Genomic DNA, 15819 nt, shown 5'->3' on the forward strand with positions numbered 1-15819 from the left:
GGACAGATTTTTCGTGCCCGCGCGGCCAGACTCATCCGATGACCGGGAAGCCGGGCCCGCAGCCGCTTCCCGGCGAGGACAGCAACTCGTTCCGGAGGCATCGATCGACACCGATTCGCGACCGCGGCGTCCCGAGGCGGTACCGAGCGCCGACGACCTTCGCGCGCACGCGACGACGGCGGTCAGCGACGGCATCGCGGCCTATCTTCGCGCCGACGAATCCGCCACGTCCGCACCGACGCCGACCCGCAGGCAGCTCGAGATCCTGGACGTCGGCGTGCGGCGGCACATGCTGCGGCTCGAGGGCATCGCTCCGTTCGGGCCGACGATCTCCGCGCCCGCGTCCACCGCCCACTACCGCGCGGTCCGCGCACAGCTGGAGGTTCTGTCGGCACGGCACGCCTTCGCCGCTATCGTCACCGCTCGCGTACTGATCGAACACTCCCAGCTGGCCGCCGCCGATGCCAAGTGCGGCCGGCTCGCGGCGGCCACGGCCACGATGGACGAGATCGGCGCGCACCTGCCGCGGCCGGATCGAGAACTGACCGCCGTCGTTCGCGCCGAGGCGTTGCCCGTGCTCGCCCTGCTGCGATTCCACGACGGCGACCACGACACCGCCGAGCGCCGGTTACGCGCCGCGCTGGACACCTGTCACAGACTGGGCTCGGAATACGGCCACCGCTATCTCACCGGTAAGCAGCTGCACTTCGCGGTGAACATCGCGCGGTGCAGAACCGCCCGAGGTGACCTCGACGGAGCTGCCGCGCTGCTGGAGCGGGTGGCAGCGGTAGCGAAGGGGACCCGCGCCCGGTGGCCCTTCTCCGATGGCAGCACGCTCGCCGTGCCGCTGCTCGGTCGCGCCGACGCGGTGATCGCCGATCTGATCCGCCGCGAATACGCGCGGCTGCCCGCCGGTGCGTCCGAATTCCACTGATCCCAGGAGTACAGCATGATCCCGGTTGCCCCGACCCTGCCCGCTTTCGCTCCGATCGGCATGGTGCGCTGCGCCGCGCCGACGATCGATGACGTTCCCTCCGAAGGGCTTCCGTCCCGGGTGGTGCTGGATGAACGGTATCTGGCGGCGCTGGACGGAATCGAGCCGGGTGATCACCTTTACGTGATCGCGGTGTTCCATCTGGCCGATCCCGAGGTGCTGACGGGCAGCCCGGGCACGCGCCACGCGCAGGGCGCCTTCTCGATCCGGTCGTCGTGCAGGCCCAACCTGCTCGGCATGACCCTGAGCCGGGTGCTCGACATCCGAGGTACCGAAATCGCGTTCGAGTGGCTGGATTTCGTGGACAACTCACCGGTGCTCGACCTCAAGAGGTACAACTGGCGCTGGGAGTGCGTGCCGTCCACGCGGCGGCTGGATCGCCGGTTCATCGAACGGCAACTCGACCACCGGACACTGGCCGCCGTGCTGGCCCGCCCCGCCTACAATTTCCACGGCGAGCGCTGCGCCCGCGTCGGCCAAACCGGCGCGCTGGCGGCCACTTTGGTGCAGAACCACGACTTGTGGCTGGGAAATCCCGCGCTCCGGGTCCATATCCGGGCCGACGGCCATCTCGTGGACTGTGTGCAAGGTCTCACCGGCGCGACCTTCGGCAACGGCCGGCTGGGTGTGACGCTGTCGGACACCGACGAACCGGTCGTCGAATTCGTGGAACCCACGCGCAGACTTTCCGCACGCAGGACCGGCTCGGAGTGGGCCATCACCCAGTACCCGCAATAACATATCCGGCGCCGATCGGCAGTCGGGCGAACGAACGACATTCGGCCGAATGAATTCTCCGGACACGCGGGCGACACGCCATTTCCGCGGTAGGCCGTCCAGGCGATCGACGGCGCGACCGTGTCCGGCTCGGTACTGTTTTTCTGGTATTTCCTGAATCGAAATCTGAACGGGAGCGCGACCATGTCCGAAACTCTGCTCGGTGATATCAAATCCGACCGCGTCACATTGAATCTCCTGTTCGACTCGGCGGAATTCTGCTGCGCACCCGGCGAAGAGCCCGCGCACACGGTGCGGATCGGCGCACCCACCGTTCAGGACAATCGCATGTGCGCGCAGTGCGTCGGGGAATGCAAGGTGTTCTGATGTCCGACGGCCGGTTCAAGATCGCCGAGGAGGTGTTCGTCGTCGATGTCGACGACGGCCACCTGCTCTACGCGCCGTTCGAGGGCGTCATCAGCCGCCTGGCACCGCAGACGGCCGCCGAACTCCGCTCTGGGCAGAGCTCCGCGAGCCGCGAGACCTTGCGGTACCTGCACGGGCTCGGGCTCATCGTGCCCGCCGACACGCCGAGCCCCGCCCCCGTGGGCACCTGGGACGAATCGTTCGCGCCGACCGGGGTGGTCTACATGGTCACCGCCGCCTGCAATCTCCGCTGCACCTATTGCTACGCCGACGCCGGTGATTACCCGGTCGACCTGTACAACCGCCGGATGGCGTTGGACGCCGCGAAATTCGTGATCGACAACGCGGCGGCGAGCGGCGCGGGCACCGCCTATCTCAACTTCCACGGCGGCGGCGAACCGACGCTCGACTTCGACCTGATCCGCACGGTGGTCGACTGGGGCCGGGAGTACGCGCGCAACGAAGCGGGCGATCTGCGCGTCAACGCGAGCATGGTCACGAACGGGCTGATCAGCGACACCAAGGCGCAGTGGATCGCCGACAACATGGACAGCGTGCAAGTGTCCCACGACGGTCCGGCGGCGATCCATGATCTCCAGCGTCCGACCGTGCGCGGCGGCACGTCGTATTCCCGGGTGCGCGAGGTCATCGAGCTGTTCACCGGGCGCGTTCCGGATCTGATGATCAAGTCCACGATCAGCCGAGCCGCCGTCGGCAGAATGCCGGAGATCGCCCGCTACCTCTGTTCGACATTCGACCTGCCACGTTTCCATCTGGGGCCGGTGCTCGGCACCGGCCGTGGCCGCTCGGTGGTCTTCGGCGAACCCGAAGCGCAAGAATTCGTACGCGGCTATTACGCAGCCCAGGAGATCGCCGACGAATACGGCAGGACGATCGTGGTGTCGGGTGCGCTGGCCACCTTTCCCCATGTCCGGAGAACGTTCTGCGGCGTCACCGATCCGAATTTCTCGCTGACCTCCGACGGCCATATTTCGAGTTGCTACGAAATAATGTACGACGACGACAAACGCGCGCCGCACGCCTACTACGGACGGTACAACCGAGAAACGCGGACGTTCGACGTGGACGGCAACCGCATAGCGAAGCTGCGTTTGCACGATGTCAACAAGATTCCGAAGTGCAGGAATTGCTTCGCGAAGTGGCAGTGCGCGGGCGACTGCCAGGCACGCTGGTACAACTCGCAGACCGGCGAGCTGGAGAACGGACCGGACGTGCGCTGCGAGATCAATCGAACGCTCATCCGGGATCGCTTGCTCTCGATCGTCAGTGTCACCTGAACACCCCGCGCCTGCGAGGGCGCTGCTGGTCAATATTCAGGACGGGTCCTCGCTCGCCTACAACCTGCCCTACGAGAACCTCCGGCTCGGCGGGATCGGTTCGGCACTCGAGCGAGCCGGGATCGTCTGCGCTTACTACGATTCCGCCGCCGATCCGGAGGGGCTGGTCGCGGCCCTGCGCTCGCTCGCGCCGCGACCGGTCATCGTGTTCGACACCCTCTACCGGATCTCGGACGGGGTCGGCGCGGCCATTCGCGCCGCCCGGGCGGTCCACCCCGATGCGTGCGTGCTGGTGGTGGGCCGGGCCGCGGCCGCGGTGTCGGTACAGCCCGGCGTGGCCGCGCAGGTGGACGCGGTCGCGGATTCCGGTGACGTCGGCCGGGTCGTCGCGACCTGCCTGGCCCATTGCGGGCGAACACCGCCCGCGCCACCCGATACCTGGCAGACGATCACGCCGCAGCGCCGATTCCCTCGCTTCGCCCGCGTTCGCGGGGTACTCGACATCGAAGCGACACGCGGCTGTATGCACGGATGCAGTTTCTGCGCCGTCGACGGCGTTCCCGATGCGCCCCGTGTCCGCCGGTGGCAGCCGCGCGAACCCGCCGACGTGGTCGGCGAGATCACGGAACACGCTGTCGGCCAGGGCATTCGACGCGTACAGTTCGTCGACGACAACTTTCTGGGAGCACCGGCGGCGGTCGACTGGGCACAGCGGTTCGCCGACGAACTGCGCAGCCGGAACATCGAGGTCCGCTTCTCCATCTACGCCCGGCTCGACCGCACGCTCGACCGGGTACTCGACACCTTGCATTCGGTGGGGCTGATTCAGGTGCACGCCGGTGTCGAATCCGGTTCCTTTTCGGTGCTGCGCCGACTGCGAAAGGGCACGACACCGGAGGAGTTGTCCAGGATGGTGCGCCGCCTGCGGCAACGGGACGTGGGTCTGGTCGCTTCGCTGATCGTCTTCGAGCCGCGCAGCACACTCGACGAGCTGGACGAAAGCCTGCGCTGGCTCGACGAACACCGGCTGTACCGGTCCTTCAGCCTCACCACGCTGATCCCGTTCCGCAACACCCTCGCCCACAGGGAACTTCGCACCCAGGTGATCGCCGAGCCGTCGACGTCGTTCGCACCGCTGGGTTACCGGTTCACCGAACCGGACGTCGATCGGATCTACCGAGCGGCCGTCGCGCGGGAAGCCGATCACGAGCAGTGCAGCGACGGTGCGCTGGAGCGGCTGATGCGCTGCCGTTTCGCCTTCGAGGAACGTCTCGGGCTGGGTCCGGAACCCCCCGAACTTCGCGACCTCGACGCCTACCGAGCGCGCCAGATCGCCGCGATCCTCGACGACATCCGACGGCTGCGCCGATGACCGGCAGGGCCGAATCCTTCGACGCCGTCGCGGATGCGCACGACCACGCGCGCTGGGATCTGCCGCCCGCGCGGTTCGACGCCGCGGTTCTCGCGGCGTTGTCCCGTTTCGCGGGCCGTGGTGGCGCCCCCGCGCTCTTCCTCGGTTCCGGCTCCGGGCGTGAGGCCGCGGCGTTCGTCCGGGCAGGCCGACAGGTGGTCCTCGTCGACATCTCCGCGCGCATGCTGTCGCTGGCGAAGGCCAGATACCGCGACAGCCCTCTGGTCGACTATCGACGGCAGTCCGCGACGGAGTTCCTCGACGACGCCGACGCCGACTACCCGTTCATCTCCGCGGTCGGCGAACTCCTCGGCTATGTACGCGACCACGCGGCCCTGCTGACCCGCATTCGCACCCGGCTGGGCGACTCGGGCACCTGCGTCTTCACCTGGGTGGACGCGCATCGGCTCGCGCAGCGTGGGCTGCCCGCCCAGGTCTGTGCCGACGGGACGGCGATCTTCACCGAACGCGACGAACCGCCGCTACGGATCCGCGGGTGGTCGCAGGCTCACATGCACGCGTTACTCGGCACGGCGGGCCTCGACCTGGTCGAGGAGATCGCCCCGGAGGCGGTGAGTCCTCGACGCGGCTGGACCGTCACGCCGTCGAGAACTAGCGATGGGTCCAATCCGGCTGGGTGAAGTGGGCGACTCTGGCCGCGTCAGGGTCCGTGCCGAGCAGGACCACTTCGCGGAATTGCCACAGCAGCGCGCCGGTGGGTGCGTGAATGGTCATGTTCGGGCCGAGCCGCATCTGCAACAGGCCCGCTTCGCCCGCAGGCGCGGTGTCGTCGCGCAGTTCCGCTTGCCGTACCGCGTCCTCGGCCCGGACCCAGCGCGGGGTGTCCTCGGCGGCCACCCGGGCCAGATCCACCAGATGCACCGAGTAGACCTCATCCGGATTCGGGCGTAACCGGGTCGCGTCGTTCAGTGCCAGAACGAGGGGCGTGATCGTGAAACCGGAGGCCGCCGGGAAGTCGTCGAGTGCGCCGAGCAGATCACCCGGCCGCGCGTCCAGGCCGAGTTCCTCGCGCAGTTCGCGCAAGGCGGCTTGTTCGGTGGTCTCGCCTTCGTCCAGCCGGCCGCCGGGCAGGCCCCATTGTCCGGCGTTGCGGCCACGATAGGCCCGCTTGATGACGATCACCGACAGCGGCCCGCCGGGCTCCTCGACCACGCACAGCACCACCGCCGCGCGGCGCACACCGGGCAGGTCGGCCACCTCGATGCGCGGGAATGCGGCCAAGCGGGAATGCGCGAGCACACGGAATTCGTCGATGCTCCTCGGTAGCGGCGCTGTCGGGGTCGGCTCCATGGCTTCGATCTTGCCCTTCCCCATCGACGAGCGCGACAAAGGAAGTCGTTGACAGCAACTGCCTCACCTGTCACCGTATCGGGAACCTCGGGGTCCGGACCGCGCCCCGGGCGTTCGCGATCGGAGCGTGCTTGATGGGATTTCTCGAGCCCGACCTGCCGGTGGTCGATATGGCGGAATGGAGCAAGGGCACGCGCGCCGAGCGCATCCGTCCCATGGCCCGGCACTGGGCCGAGGTCGGCTTCGGGACTCCGGCGGTGCTGCACCTGTTCTACGTCGGCAAGATCTGCCTCTACGTGCTCGGTGGCTGGTCGATCGCGCTGACCACCAACGGTATCGACGGGTTCACCGACGTCGGCGCCTGGTGGTCGGAGCCGATCGTCTTCCAAAAATTCGTGCTGTACACGCTGCTGTTCGAAGTGGTCGGCCTCGGGTGCGGGTTCGGCCCGCTGAACAACCGGTACTTCCCGCCCTTCGGCTCGATCCTGTATTGGTTGCGCCCCAACACGATTCGGCTGCCACCGTGGCCGGGGCGGATACCGCTCACCAAGGGCGACAACCGCACGCCGGTGGACGTCGCGCTGTACGCGGCGCTGCTGGCGACGACAGCGGTCGCGTTGCTGTCCGACGGAACCGGACCGATACCGGAGCTGGACACCACCGTCGGTTTGCTGCCGCACTGGCAGGTGGCGGTGATCCTCGGGCTGCTGGCGGTACTCGGGCTGCGGGACAAAGTGATCTTCCTGGCCGCCCGGGGCGAGGTGTACGCCACCCTCACAGTCGTCTTCCTTCTCCCCGGAGCCGATTCGATCGTCGCCGCGAAGGTGGTCTTCGTCGTGATCTGGATGGGCGCGGCCACCTCGAAACTCAACAAGCACTTCCCTTTCGTGGTGTCCACGATGATGTCCAACAGTCCGGTGTTCCGGCCGAAGCCGCTCAAGCGCGCGTTCTTCGAACGCTTCCCCGACGATCTGCGGCCGGGACGGTTGTCCCGCGTCTTCGCCCACGGCGGCACGGTCGTCGAGATGTGCGTTCCGCTGGTGCTGTTCTTCTCCCACGGCGGTTGGCCGACGGCGATCGCGGCGATCGCGATGGTGTGTTTCCACCTGGCGATCCTCACCGCAATTCCCATGGGCGTTCCGCTGGAGTGGAACGTCTTCATGATCTTCGGCGTCGTCACGTTGTTCGTCGCGCACGCCGATCTCGGTCCGAGCAGTGTGCGCAACCCCGTGCCCGTGGCGATGCTCTTCGTCGTGATCGCAGGCATCGTGATCGCCGGGAATCTGTTCCCGCGCAAGATCTCCTTCTTACCGGGCATGCGTTACTACGCTGGGAACTGGGACACCACCATGTGGTGCGTCAAACCCTCGGCCGCCGCGAAGATCGGCACCGGCATCGTCGCGATAGCCGGCATGCCGCAGGCCCAGCTGGAGCGGTTCTACGGCAAGGATCGCGCGCAGATCCCGATGTACCTCGGGTACGCCTTCCGGGCCATGAACACCCACGGCCGCGCGTTGTTCACGCTCGTCCACCGCGCCATGCCACCCGGCCACGAAGACGAGTACACCATCACCGACGGCGAACGCATCTGCAGCACCGCCGTCGGCTGGAACTTCGGCGACGGCCACATGCACAACGAACAACTCATCGCCGCGATGCACCGCCGCTGCCACTTCGAACCCGGCGAAGTACGCGTCGTCCTCCTCGACGCCCAGCCGATCCACCGGCAGACCCAGCGATACCGCCTCGTCGACGCGGCCACGGGCGAGTTCGAACGCGGCGAAGTGCGCGTCGCCGACATGGTGACCCGCCAGCCCTGGGCCGACGACGTCCCGGTGCGGGTGCACTACACCGCGAGCGCAGAGAGTTAGCGCGTCCGCCTTTCCACGAGAGTCGGAGTCGCGTTTAGCAATCTAATGTTCAGATGCGCATATCTACGTATCAGCATGGCGTTCGAGTCGCGGCTTCTTCGACACGGTCCCCCACCCACGCCAGAAAGGCTCGCACGTCGGTGGTGGGCAGTGCGAGTGCGGCCGTGCGGGGGTGCTCGAAGCTGCGCAGCGCTGTGTCGATGAGGGGGGCGAAGTGTTCTTCGGACTTCGCGATCATCTGTGCCGCTTCGCGTTTGGCCAGCCAGCGACCGGTGCGACAGAACGCTACTGCTCGACAGCCGTTCAGCACTCGGTTGTCACCCAGATGACCCTCTCCCCCAGCGTGTTCGCGTACCGAAGCCAGCAGCGCGGCATGAACGTCGCGCCGTGACGGTGCCGCGACGACCTGCCGCACGGGAGTCCCGTACAGGAGGCGTCCGGTTTCGTGGGCGATGGAGCGATCGATGACGTACCAGAAGGCCGATGAGTCCGCCGGATCGAAGCTGACGCGGTTCGGCAACAGGGGACCGGTGTTGAGGTCCATGAGATAACCGGCCGCGCTGGACGGTGCGGCGATGAAATCCGAGTTGTAGACCACGAGTTCCAGACCGGCCGCGGGGCACGGCAGCGACGAGTGCGCGAACGATTCGGCCAGTTCGCGCAATGCCTGCGCGGGAAGCGACGGCGCGGCGACGATGACCACGTCCACGTCGCTGCGCCCGTGCCGATAGTCCGCGAGCGCGACCGATCCCACGGCGAAAACACTCGTCAGATGACGCCCGCAGACGGTGCGGGCTCGTCGCACCAGCGCATCGAGGTAAGGCCGCAACTCAGCCGGGAGGAGGTGGGGATCCGCCAGGATGTCGGTCATGCGGGCCAGTATCCGCCAAGGCCGCCTCGGGGCTCGGATCGCCCGGAGCCCACGCGGCCTTCGGCTCAGCGCGGCAGCCCCAGTCCGTCGGCCAACACGGGCCACGAATTCTTCAGCGCTTCCTGCCAGTACCCCCACGAATGGGTCCCGGTGGGCTGGAAGTCGTAGGTGGCGGGGATGCCGAGAGAGTCGAGGCGGTCGCGCATGTTGTGCGTGCACCAGTTCACCGCGGCCTCGATCACACCGCCCAGCACCAGTTGGTTGAGGTAGCCGCGCGGTCCGGGCTGAGCGTAGGCGCCGTTGTAGACGTCGTACATGCCAGGCACTCCGGTTCCTGTGGACAGGAACAGCCGTATGCCGCGCAGTTGGTCGGCGTGTAGGTACGGGTCGTTGGCCGCCCACATCGGGTCGTCGGGCGGCCCGTACATGTTCTCGGTGTCGCCGCCGCCCCAGCTCTCCACGGCGAGTTTCACGAACTCGCGGCCGATCGGGTCGCTGATCTGCGCGCAACCGCTGTAAGCCGCAACCGCCTGATACAGACCGGGTTTCGCGATCGGCAGCTGGAGCACAGAGGTACCGGAGGTGGACAAGCCCGCGACGGCGTTCACCCCGGTAGTGCCGAATTCGGCATCGATCAGCGGTGGCAACTCTTCGGTGAGGAAGGTCTTCCACTTGTACACACCGAGTTTCGGATCGGGCGCGCGCCAATCGGTGTAATAGCTCCAACGCCCGCCCACCGGCTGGACGACGTTCACGTCTTTCTCGGCGAGAAAGCGCAGCACGTCGGTGTTCTTCTGCCAGGTCGCGCTGTCCTGACCCCCGCCGCCCCCGTTCAACAGATACAGCGTCGGCCGCGGCACCGAACGGTCCGCCGGGCGCAGCACCTTCACCATGATGTCCTGCCCCATCGCCGCGGAATGCACCCGCACCTGCACGGTCCGATCGTCCTCCGGCCAGGAACCGGTGATCGACGCGGCATCGGCGCTCGCGGGCGGCGATGCCGCGACCACTCCCGCGGTCACGGCGAACACCGCCATGAGCACGATGAGCGCATGCCTCGAACAGCGACGGACTGTTTCGATTCTCCTCCGCACGCTGCCCGAATCGGCGGCAGGTGTGGCCGGGAGACCGGTGTCGACGTCGGAACTTCGTTTCATCGTTCGTCTTTCTCCGAGACCGGACCGTGGCGTTCGTCGACCGGCGCCGTCGCAGCTGCTCGACGGGCGCGGAAACTTTGTCAACGCTAGAACTCGACTGGGCGGTGCACTTCCCCCGTCCGATGGGTCTGGACACCTCACGAAGAGATCAAGATCTCCTTAGGGACGCGATACATTCGTCGCGAATTCGTGAGTTCCTCTGCCCTACGGGCACCGCTGACATCCCCGGTATCGAGTGGCGACGAAACCGAGGCTTGCTCACGACTTTTCTTGCCGGGATTCGTCTATGACCCACACCGCAATCTGAGCGCGGGAATTGAACCCCGGTTTGGTCAACACGTGTTCGACGTGTCCTTGCGCGGTGCGTGGCGAAATCACCGATTCGGCTGCGATCTGCTTGTTGCCGAGTCCCTGCGCAACCAAACCGGCGACCTGCCGTTCACGTTTGGTCAGCTTCGCCGACTGCACCGATGTGAGCGCGGTATCAGCGGCCCGCGCAGTGCTTGCCGCAATAGCTATTGGGCGGAATCCAACTCGCCTCGCCGCCATGCGGCGACGCCTAGCAGCGTTCGTACTGACGCACGTAGGGCTGCGACTCCGGTAAGACGTTGTACCCGGGTGTCTGGCAGCCGCCGACCACGACCTCGAAAAAGGGGCCGTAGGAGTGGACGGGGCCGTTGGGTGTGTAGATCGTGTAGTCGACCGCCGCGCCGGAGCCTGCCAGGTAGGGAAGATGCAGATCGGCGAGTTGTGTGGTCTGCGCGGCGCTGAATTCCGTACCCACCGGGGGGACTACGGTGACGCCCAGTGCGCGGCCTTCGGAGGGCGGGTCGTAGACCGACACCAGAACGAAGAACGGGATGGGTTGATCGGTCAGGAACCACTGCCACAGGTCGAGTTCGTCATCGGACGGGAAGCGAGGGGTGGGCTCTTGGTGGGGGGTGAGGCGATCATGGGGCCAGGGATACGACCCGGGGCGCCGTTCCGAGTGATTGGTGAACCCGCGCTCCCGCTCATGAACGGTGGATACGGTCCACTGGTTGGATGCCAGTTCGGGAAAGTCCCGGATGATTCGGCGCATCGCCGCGGTGGCGCGGTGAGGTTCGCTCTCGGAGCCCGCGCGGACGTCGATGGCGTTGGTTATGCGGCTCGCGTCGCCGCCGCGCGAGGACCAGTGCACTTCGGTGCCTGCGGCCCATAGTCGCGCCCAGCTGTCTGCGGCGTTCGCTTCAGTGCTCACGTCCCGGCCGAAAAGCCAGTATGCGGAATATGTGTCCGCCATCCGGTCGATGGTGACCTCTGTCGGGTCGCCTTGGAAACGCCGCGGAAGCTGTTGAGCGCCCATGGCACTCACCACAGACGCGGCCTCGGCGGGCGTGGCGTCGTCCCTGAGCCGCACGTCGAGTTCGGCGTTGAAGTGTCTGCCCTTGTAGTGCTCGAACCGGTGTGACACGTCGGTCACCCCTGGAAGGGCCCGGATGGCAGTCTCGATCTTGCGTGACCAGCTGTCACGCTCGGCCTGGTCGCGTCCTTGTTCGAAATAGCCATATCCGATCAGCAGGGCTGCGGTACCTGCTATCGCCACAGCCAGCACGGCTGCCAATCCCACTATTGTTGCCAGCAGCGGCACTACGCGTTCGCGCAAGATGGAGCGGTGGACACGCGCCGGCACCCGCCGATCGGGGTGCTGGGAGGTCCCTCGCTTCGGTGTGTCCGGATCGAAGCGGCCGGGGTCAACGACCTTGCTGCCGGTGCGTTCGGCATCCATCGGTCCTCCTCACGGCGCCTTCGTGTTCGTCTGAAACCTATATAGCAGTCCATCAGTTCCGGCGCTTTGCCTCATCGTTCGTTCCACAGCGTAGTCGGCCGCGAACTGCGACCTACCGCACGCGAGCGTTGCTCGTGCTCCGCTGCATCAGTCGGCTTGGCGCCGGATCTCATGGATCCGCAGGTTCCTGCAGCGCAGTGCGCAACTTCTGCTCTTTCGCGAGCAGGGCGCTGAAAGCCATTCTGTGCCACATGGATCGCCTTGATGTCATCGACACCTGTACGCGCATGGCGTGGTACGCCGATCTCCGCGAGTGGGACAACCTCGCGGCCGTGTTCGCCGACAACGTGACGCTGGATTACACGAGCCTCGACGGCGGCGAGCCGGTCGTGCTCGCTTCGACGCAGATCGTGGCCGCCTGGCAGGAGACGGTCGGTGGTTTCGCGGCGACCCAGCATCTGCTCGGCAACGCCCAGTTCGACTTCTATGACCAGGAGCCGCAGGTCACCGTCGCGGTCGACACCGTCGCCGCGCACTTCCGCCGGGCCCTGTGATCGCCGCGGAACCGATAAGACGGACCGCCGTGGAGATTCGCCGATTCGAAACCGCCGACCGACCGGAGTTGCGGGAGTTGTTCGCTCGGGCGAGTGCGGGCTCACCCGTCGCCTCGCTGTGGGGTGATCGGGAATCCGAGGCGTCGATCTACCTCGATCCATATCTGGATCTGGAGCCCGAGTCGGTGTTCGTGGCGGTCGTGAACGGCAAGCTGGTCGGATATCTGACGGGCTGCGCGGACAGCTGGAGGTTTCCCAGTGAGTCCGAGCGGATCGAGCGGGCGATCCGCGCCTACCGATTGTTCCTGCGCCCGACGCCGGCCAGGTTCTTCGGCGTCGCCATGGTCGACACCCTCGTGGCCGCGATCCGACGCCGGCCCACGGCGGGTGACTTCCAGGACGTGCGCTGGCCCGCACACCTGCATATCGCCGTGGCCGCCGATGCGCGCGGAACCGGAGCCGCCGCCGCCCTCATGAACCGGTGGTTCGCCCGGCTGGACGAGAACGGCGTCGGCTGCCATCTGCAGACGCAAGTCGAGAACATCCGAGCGGTGAGGTTTTTCACCCGCATGGGGTTCACTCCGATCGGCTCGACCCCGGTGATTCCCGGAATGCGATATGAGAGCAGGCGGGTTCATCAGTTGACCATGGTCCGCCCGGGTGAGCGCACCTAGGAGCCCGCGAATTCCGGACAGCTCGCAGCCGGTCAGAGCCAGTTGCGTTCCTTGGCCAGCAGGGCGGCCTGGAATCGGGTGCGTGCGCCCAGCCGGTCCATCAGGTCGGCGACATGACCGCGGAACTTGCGCACCGAGACATTCAGCGCACGTGCCGCCGAGTCGTCGGTGTCGTAGCGGGTAAGCGCGCGCAAGACCCGCTGCTCGACGGGTGAGACCGGAAGTTCGTCCAGGTCGCGTGCGCGGTTCCAGATGCCGTCGAAGACCTCCGCCAGTATCCGGACCACCCCGGTACGCCGGATCTGGAGCACACCCGCCTCCGGATCGGACAGATCGGCGGGCACGAAGGCGACCGACCGGTTGACGAGGGTCAGCGGCCAGACCGCTTCGGTCGTCACCCGATGCAGCTCGCCGAACGCATGGAGACGGCTTGCGTGGGCGACCTGCCGGGGATCCTCCAGTGTGTGTACGGGAAACAGGGTGCGGCTGCGCAGCCCCGCCATCAGCAGGCGCCCGTGCCGGACATGGGGGTGCCGGGATTCGTCGTACAGCGCATCGGTCCGCAACGCCGCGAACTCACCAGGGTGATCCGTCAGCAATGCGCCGATGCGCCGCGCTGTCTCCGGCCCGTTCGACAGTTGCTCGAGCAGCCCTGCCGGTCGGCCGGTGCGTTGCTCCTCGGTCAATTCCCGCAACGCCTCCCAGGCGGCAGCAAGGCCTTCGAACTGCTGCTGCGCCTCGGTGATCCGCCGCCGCACCAGCAGATCCACCGCGGCCGCCGGCGGCACCGCGGTCAGGTTCTCATCCACCAGACCGAGGACGCGCAGTTCGGTGAGCACGCTCCCCGCGCCGGCATCGCCCCGGCCCGCGCCGCCCGCATGCGAGGCGATGCCGGGACGGGTGCGCAGCAGTTCTCGGTAGACGCGCTCCTGCTCCGTGGTCAGCCCCAGTCCGGCCAGGCTCATGCCCGGCGCCTGCCGGCCGAGACGATTTCCGCACGCGGATACGCATGTCTGGCAGGTGCTGCCATGGTCAACCACCCCGGACATCGGAGACGACAAAGTACTGCGTAGCCTATACGCAACGCGTAGGCCATACGCAGTATGATCGCGAGGAGCGAACATGACCGATGAACTGCCGCGTGTGGCACAGCTGCTATGGACCGGCGGCCGGCGGTCCGGACGTGGCCCCCGGCCGGCACTGAGCCTGGACCGGATCGTCGGAGAGGCGGTGGCCATCGCGGATGAGGAAGGCATCGGCGCACTGTCCATGCAGCGGCTCGCCAAAGAGTTGGGCGCGGCGACCATGTCGCTGTATCGATATGTGCCGGGCAAGGACGAACTCGTCGCCCTGATGTTCGACGCGACCATGTCGGAACCGCCCGATCTTCCGCAAGGCGACTGGCGTGCCGCGCTCGAGCTGTGGGCGCGCTGTACCCGGGAGCTGTACCTTCGTCACCCGTGGGTGCTGGCGGTGGGCGCGAGCAATCGCTGCATGGGACCGAACGAGGCCGCGTGGGGTGAGGCCGCGATGGGTGCGCTCATCGCGGCCGGTCTTCCACCCCGCGGCGTCGCCGAAATCGTTTTGTGCGTCACCGCTTTCGTCGGCGGCGCCGCCCGGCTGGCGATCGATCCGGCCCAGGGGCGCGACTCGGCCGGGCACGTCGGTCCGACCCTCGATCCGGCGATGATCCAGCGGTACGGGCAGCCCGAGCGCTATCCGGCCACGCTGGCCATGTTCAGTGCCGGTCCTCCGGAGAACCACGACATCGATGCCGTCGCCGAGGGCTTGTTCGAATTCGGGCTCGGCAGACTCCTCGACGGCATAGGCGTACATCTCACAGCGTGATCCTCCCGCCGGACGGAGGGCAAAGGTTGCGCAGTGCGTTGCAGGTACCTGCAACGGTCCCGCGAAAAACGTTGGGAACTGGAAGGATCAGCGCAATGATTCTCGTGACAGGAGCGACCGGCAATGTCGGCGCTGAAGTTGTGCAAGCCCTGGCCGCGGCGGGCGAGCCGGTGCGCGCGCTGGTGCGCGATCCGCAGCGTGCAGTCGTACCCCCGGAAGCGGAAGCCGTGGCAGGCGACCTCACGTCTCCGGAGACCCTGAGTTTCGACGGGGTACGTGCGTTGTTCCTGCTGCCCGGTTATCCAGCGGTCGCGCAGGCGGCCGCTAAGGCCGGCGTCGAACACATCGTGCAACTGTCGGGTGTTTCCGCGGGCACCGGCGACACCTCCAATGCCATCACCCGCTATATGATGGCCTCCGAGCGGGAAGTCACCGAATACGCTGCGGCATGGACCATTCTGCGCCCCTGCGCCTTCGCCTCCAACGCCCTGCGCTGGCTCCCCCAGCTTCGCGAAGGAGACGTGATTCGCGCTCCGTTCCCCGAGGTGCGCACGGCCGCTCTGGATCCGCAGGACATCGGCGCGGTAGCCGCCACCGTCCTGCGGGGCAACAGTCATCACGGCGAAATCCTCTGGCCTACGGGGCCGGAGCCGCTCACGCCCGCCGAGCAGGTCGCGATCCTGGCCGAGGCCATCGGCCGCGATCTCATCTGTCAGGGCCTCGGCGACGAGGAGGCCCGCGCCGACATGCTCCGCACCACCCCCGTCGAGTACGTGGACGCCTTCTTCGACTTCTACGTGAACGGAGCCATCGACGAATCCATTGTCCGACCGACGGTAGAAGAGGTCGTCGGCCGCGCGCCACGGACGTTCGGTCAGTGGGCCACGGCCCACGCGGACGCCTTCCGGTGATTCATCCG

General features: G+C 67.0%; 16 protein-coding genes and 1 pseudogene. 11 read left to right on the forward strand and 6 right to left on the reverse strand.

Annotated features, from left to right (window positions below; translation table 11 throughout):
- Positions 1–13 precede the first annotated feature (13 nt).
- The 6 genes from ACIHAX_RS25555 (at position 14) to ACIHAX_RS25580 (ending at position 5487) form a co-directional block, all read left to right on the forward strand.
- On the forward strand, positions 14–934 hold the full coding sequence (locus tag ACIHAX_RS25555) for a tetratricopeptide repeat protein (protein WP_364438078.1): 921 nt from the start codon (positions 14–16) through the stop codon (positions 932–934).
- A gap of 15 nt (positions 935–949) precedes the next feature.
- Positions 950–1732, forward strand: coding sequence for a TrmO family methyltransferase (locus tag ACIHAX_RS25560; protein WP_364438075.1), 783 nt, complete (start codon positions 950–952; stop codon positions 1730–1732).
- Between the two features lie 120 nt (positions 1733–1852).
- Positions 1853–2098, forward strand: a complete 246-nt coding sequence (locus ACIHAX_RS25565) for a hypothetical protein (protein ID WP_355078371.1) — start codon at positions 1853–1855, stop codon at positions 2096–2098.
- On the forward strand, positions 2098–3435 hold the full coding sequence (locus tag ACIHAX_RS25570; RefSeq protein ID WP_397280000.1) for a radical SAM protein: 1338 nt from the start codon (positions 2098–2100) through the stop codon (positions 3433–3435). Before ACIHAX_RS25565 ends, ACIHAX_RS25570 begins: the two co-directional genes overlap by 1 nt.
- Positions 3425–4807 carry a radical SAM protein gene (locus ACIHAX_RS25575; protein ID WP_364438068.1) on the forward strand — a complete coding sequence of 461 codons (1383 nt, stop codon included), beginning with the start codon at positions 3425–3427 and terminating at the stop codon, positions 4805–4807. The genes ACIHAX_RS25570 and ACIHAX_RS25575 overlap by 11 nt, the downstream gene beginning before the upstream one ends.
- Positions 4804–5487 (forward strand): methyltransferase domain-containing protein, encoded by a 684-nt coding sequence (locus tag ACIHAX_RS25580; RefSeq protein WP_355078374.1) that lies wholly within the window; start codon positions 4804–4806, stop codon positions 5485–5487. Before ACIHAX_RS25575 ends, ACIHAX_RS25580 begins: the two co-directional genes overlap by 4 nt.
- On the opposite strand, the gene ACIHAX_RS25585 is transcribed toward ACIHAX_RS25580, so the two are convergent.
- The gene (locus tag ACIHAX_RS25585) at positions 5459–6157 is read right to left on the reverse strand and encodes a CoA pyrophosphatase (RefSeq protein WP_355078375.1); all 699 of its coding nucleotides are present in this window, start codon (positions 6155–6157) and stop codon (positions 5459–5461) included. The genes ACIHAX_RS25580 and ACIHAX_RS25585 overlap by 29 nt on opposite strands.
- Before the next feature lie 134 nt (positions 6158–6291).
- On the opposite strand from ACIHAX_RS25585, the gene ACIHAX_RS25590 reads away from it, so the two are divergent.
- Positions 6292–8028, forward strand: coding sequence for a DUF3556 domain-containing protein (locus tag ACIHAX_RS25590; RefSeq protein WP_397280004.1), 1737 nt, complete (start codon positions 6292–6294; stop codon positions 8026–8028).
- A 70-nt stretch (positions 8029–8098) separates the two neighbouring features.
- Here ACIHAX_RS25590 and ACIHAX_RS25595 read toward each other — a convergent pair whose 3' ends face one another.
- The 4 genes and pseudogenes from ACIHAX_RS25595 to ACIHAX_RS25610 all read right to left on the reverse strand — a co-directional run bounded on the left by ACIHAX_RS25595 (position 8099) and on the right by ACIHAX_RS25610 (position 11824).
- Positions 8099–8899, reverse strand: coding sequence for an aminoglycoside adenylyltransferase domain-containing protein (locus ACIHAX_RS25595; RefSeq protein WP_397280006.1), 801 nt, complete (start codon positions 8897–8899; stop codon positions 8099–8101).
- A gap of 65 nt (positions 8900–8964) precedes the next feature.
- On the reverse strand, positions 8965–9936 hold the full coding sequence (locus tag ACIHAX_RS25600; protein ID WP_355078378.1) for an alpha/beta hydrolase family protein: 972 nt from the start codon (positions 9934–9936) through the stop codon (positions 8965–8967).
- A gap of 378 nt (positions 9937–10314) precedes the next feature.
- A pseudogene (locus ACIHAX_RS25605) lies at positions 10315–10512 on the reverse strand (response regulator transcription factor); the annotation flags it as partial.
- Between the two features lie 103 nt (positions 10513–10615).
- A complete protein-coding gene (locus ACIHAX_RS25610) occupies positions 10616–11824 on the reverse strand; it encodes a hypothetical protein (RefSeq protein WP_397280009.1) in 1209 nt (402 codons plus the stop codon).
- A gap of 251 nt (positions 11825–12075) precedes the next feature.
- On the opposite strand from ACIHAX_RS25610, the gene ACIHAX_RS25615 reads away from it, so the two are divergent.
- Both ACIHAX_RS25615 and ACIHAX_RS25620 read left to right on the forward strand, forming a co-directional pair.
- Positions 12076–12378, forward strand: coding sequence for a nuclear transport factor 2 family protein (locus ACIHAX_RS25615; protein WP_397280011.1), 303 nt, complete (start codon positions 12076–12078; stop codon positions 12376–12378).
- Between the two features lie 29 nt (positions 12379–12407).
- Entirely contained in the window at positions 12408–13052 is a 645-nt protein-coding gene (locus ACIHAX_RS25620; RefSeq protein WP_364438048.1) for a GNAT family N-acetyltransferase, read from the forward strand.
- Positions 13053–13084: 32 nt separating this feature from the next.
- Here the strand turns inward: ACIHAX_RS25620 and ACIHAX_RS25625 are convergent, their stop codons facing one another.
- Complete coding sequence (locus ACIHAX_RS25625; RefSeq protein ID WP_364438045.1) at positions 13085–14017, reverse strand: hypothetical protein; 933 nt, start codon at positions 14015–14017, stop codon at positions 13085–13087.
- Positions 14018–14174: 157 nt separating this feature from the next.
- Here ACIHAX_RS25625 and ACIHAX_RS25630 point away from each other — a divergent pair, with 157 nt between their 5' ends.
- Both ACIHAX_RS25630 and ACIHAX_RS25635 read left to right on the forward strand, forming a co-directional pair.
- A complete protein-coding gene (locus tag ACIHAX_RS25630) occupies positions 14175–14900 on the forward strand; it encodes a TetR/AcrR family transcriptional regulator (protein ID WP_397280014.1) in 726 nt (241 codons plus the stop codon).
- A gap of 95 nt (positions 14901–14995) precedes the next feature.
- A complete protein-coding gene (locus ACIHAX_RS25635; protein ID WP_397280016.1) occupies positions 14996–15811 on the forward strand; it encodes an NAD(P)H-binding protein in 816 nt (271 codons plus the stop codon).
- The last annotated feature ends 8 nt before the right edge of the window (positions 15812–15819 follow it).

The organism is Nocardia sp. NPDC051929 (assembly GCF_044548645.1).
In the GTDB taxonomy this organism is placed as follows: Bacteria; Actinomycetota; Actinomycetes; order Mycobacteriales; family Mycobacteriaceae; genus Nocardia; species Nocardia sichangensis.

Coding starts and splice junctions, on each gene's coding strand:
- ACIHAX_RS25560 (WP_364438075.1), top strand. CDS start 950: ATGATCCCGGTTGCCCCGACCCTGCCCGCTTTCGCTCCGATCGGCATG.
- ACIHAX_RS25570 (WP_397280000.1), top strand. CDS start 2,098: ATGTCCGACGGCCGGTTCAAGATCGCCGAGGAGGTGTTCGTCGTCGAT.
- ACIHAX_RS25580 (WP_355078374.1), top strand. CDS start 4,804: ATGACCGGCAGGGCCGAATCCTTCGACGCCGTCGCGGATGCGCACGAC.
- ACIHAX_RS25585 (WP_355078375.1), bottom strand. CDS start 6,157: ATGGAGCCGACCCCGACAGCGCCGCTACCGAGGAGCATCGACGAATTC.
- ACIHAX_RS25590 (WP_397280004.1), top strand. CDS start 6,292: ATGGGATTTCTCGAGCCCGACCTGCCGGTGGTCGATATGGCGGAATGG.
- ACIHAX_RS25595 (WP_397280006.1), bottom strand. CDS start 8,899: ATGACCGACATCCTGGCGGATCCCCACCTCCTCCCGGCTGAGTTGCGG.
- ACIHAX_RS25600 (WP_355078378.1), bottom strand. CDS start 9,936: ATGGCGGTGTTCGCCGTGACCGCGGGAGTGGTCGCGGCATCGCCGCCC.
- ACIHAX_RS25610 (WP_397280009.1), bottom strand. CDS start 11,824: ATGGATGCCGAACGCACCGGCAGCAAGGTCGTTGACCCCGGCCGCTTC.
- ACIHAX_RS25615 (WP_397280011.1), top strand. CDS start 12,076: ATGGATCGCCTTGATGTCATCGACACCTGTACGCGCATGGCGTGGTAC.
- ACIHAX_RS25625 (WP_364438045.1), bottom strand. CDS start 14,017: ATGAGCCTGGCCGGACTGGGGCTGACCACGGAGCAGGAGCGCGTCTAC.
- ACIHAX_RS25630 (WP_397280014.1), top strand. CDS start 14,175: ATGACCGATGAACTGCCGCGTGTGGCACAGCTGCTATGGACCGGCGGC.
- ACIHAX_RS25635 (WP_397280016.1), top strand. CDS start 14,996: ATGATTCTCGTGACAGGAGCGACCGGCAATGTCGGCGCTGAAGTTGTG.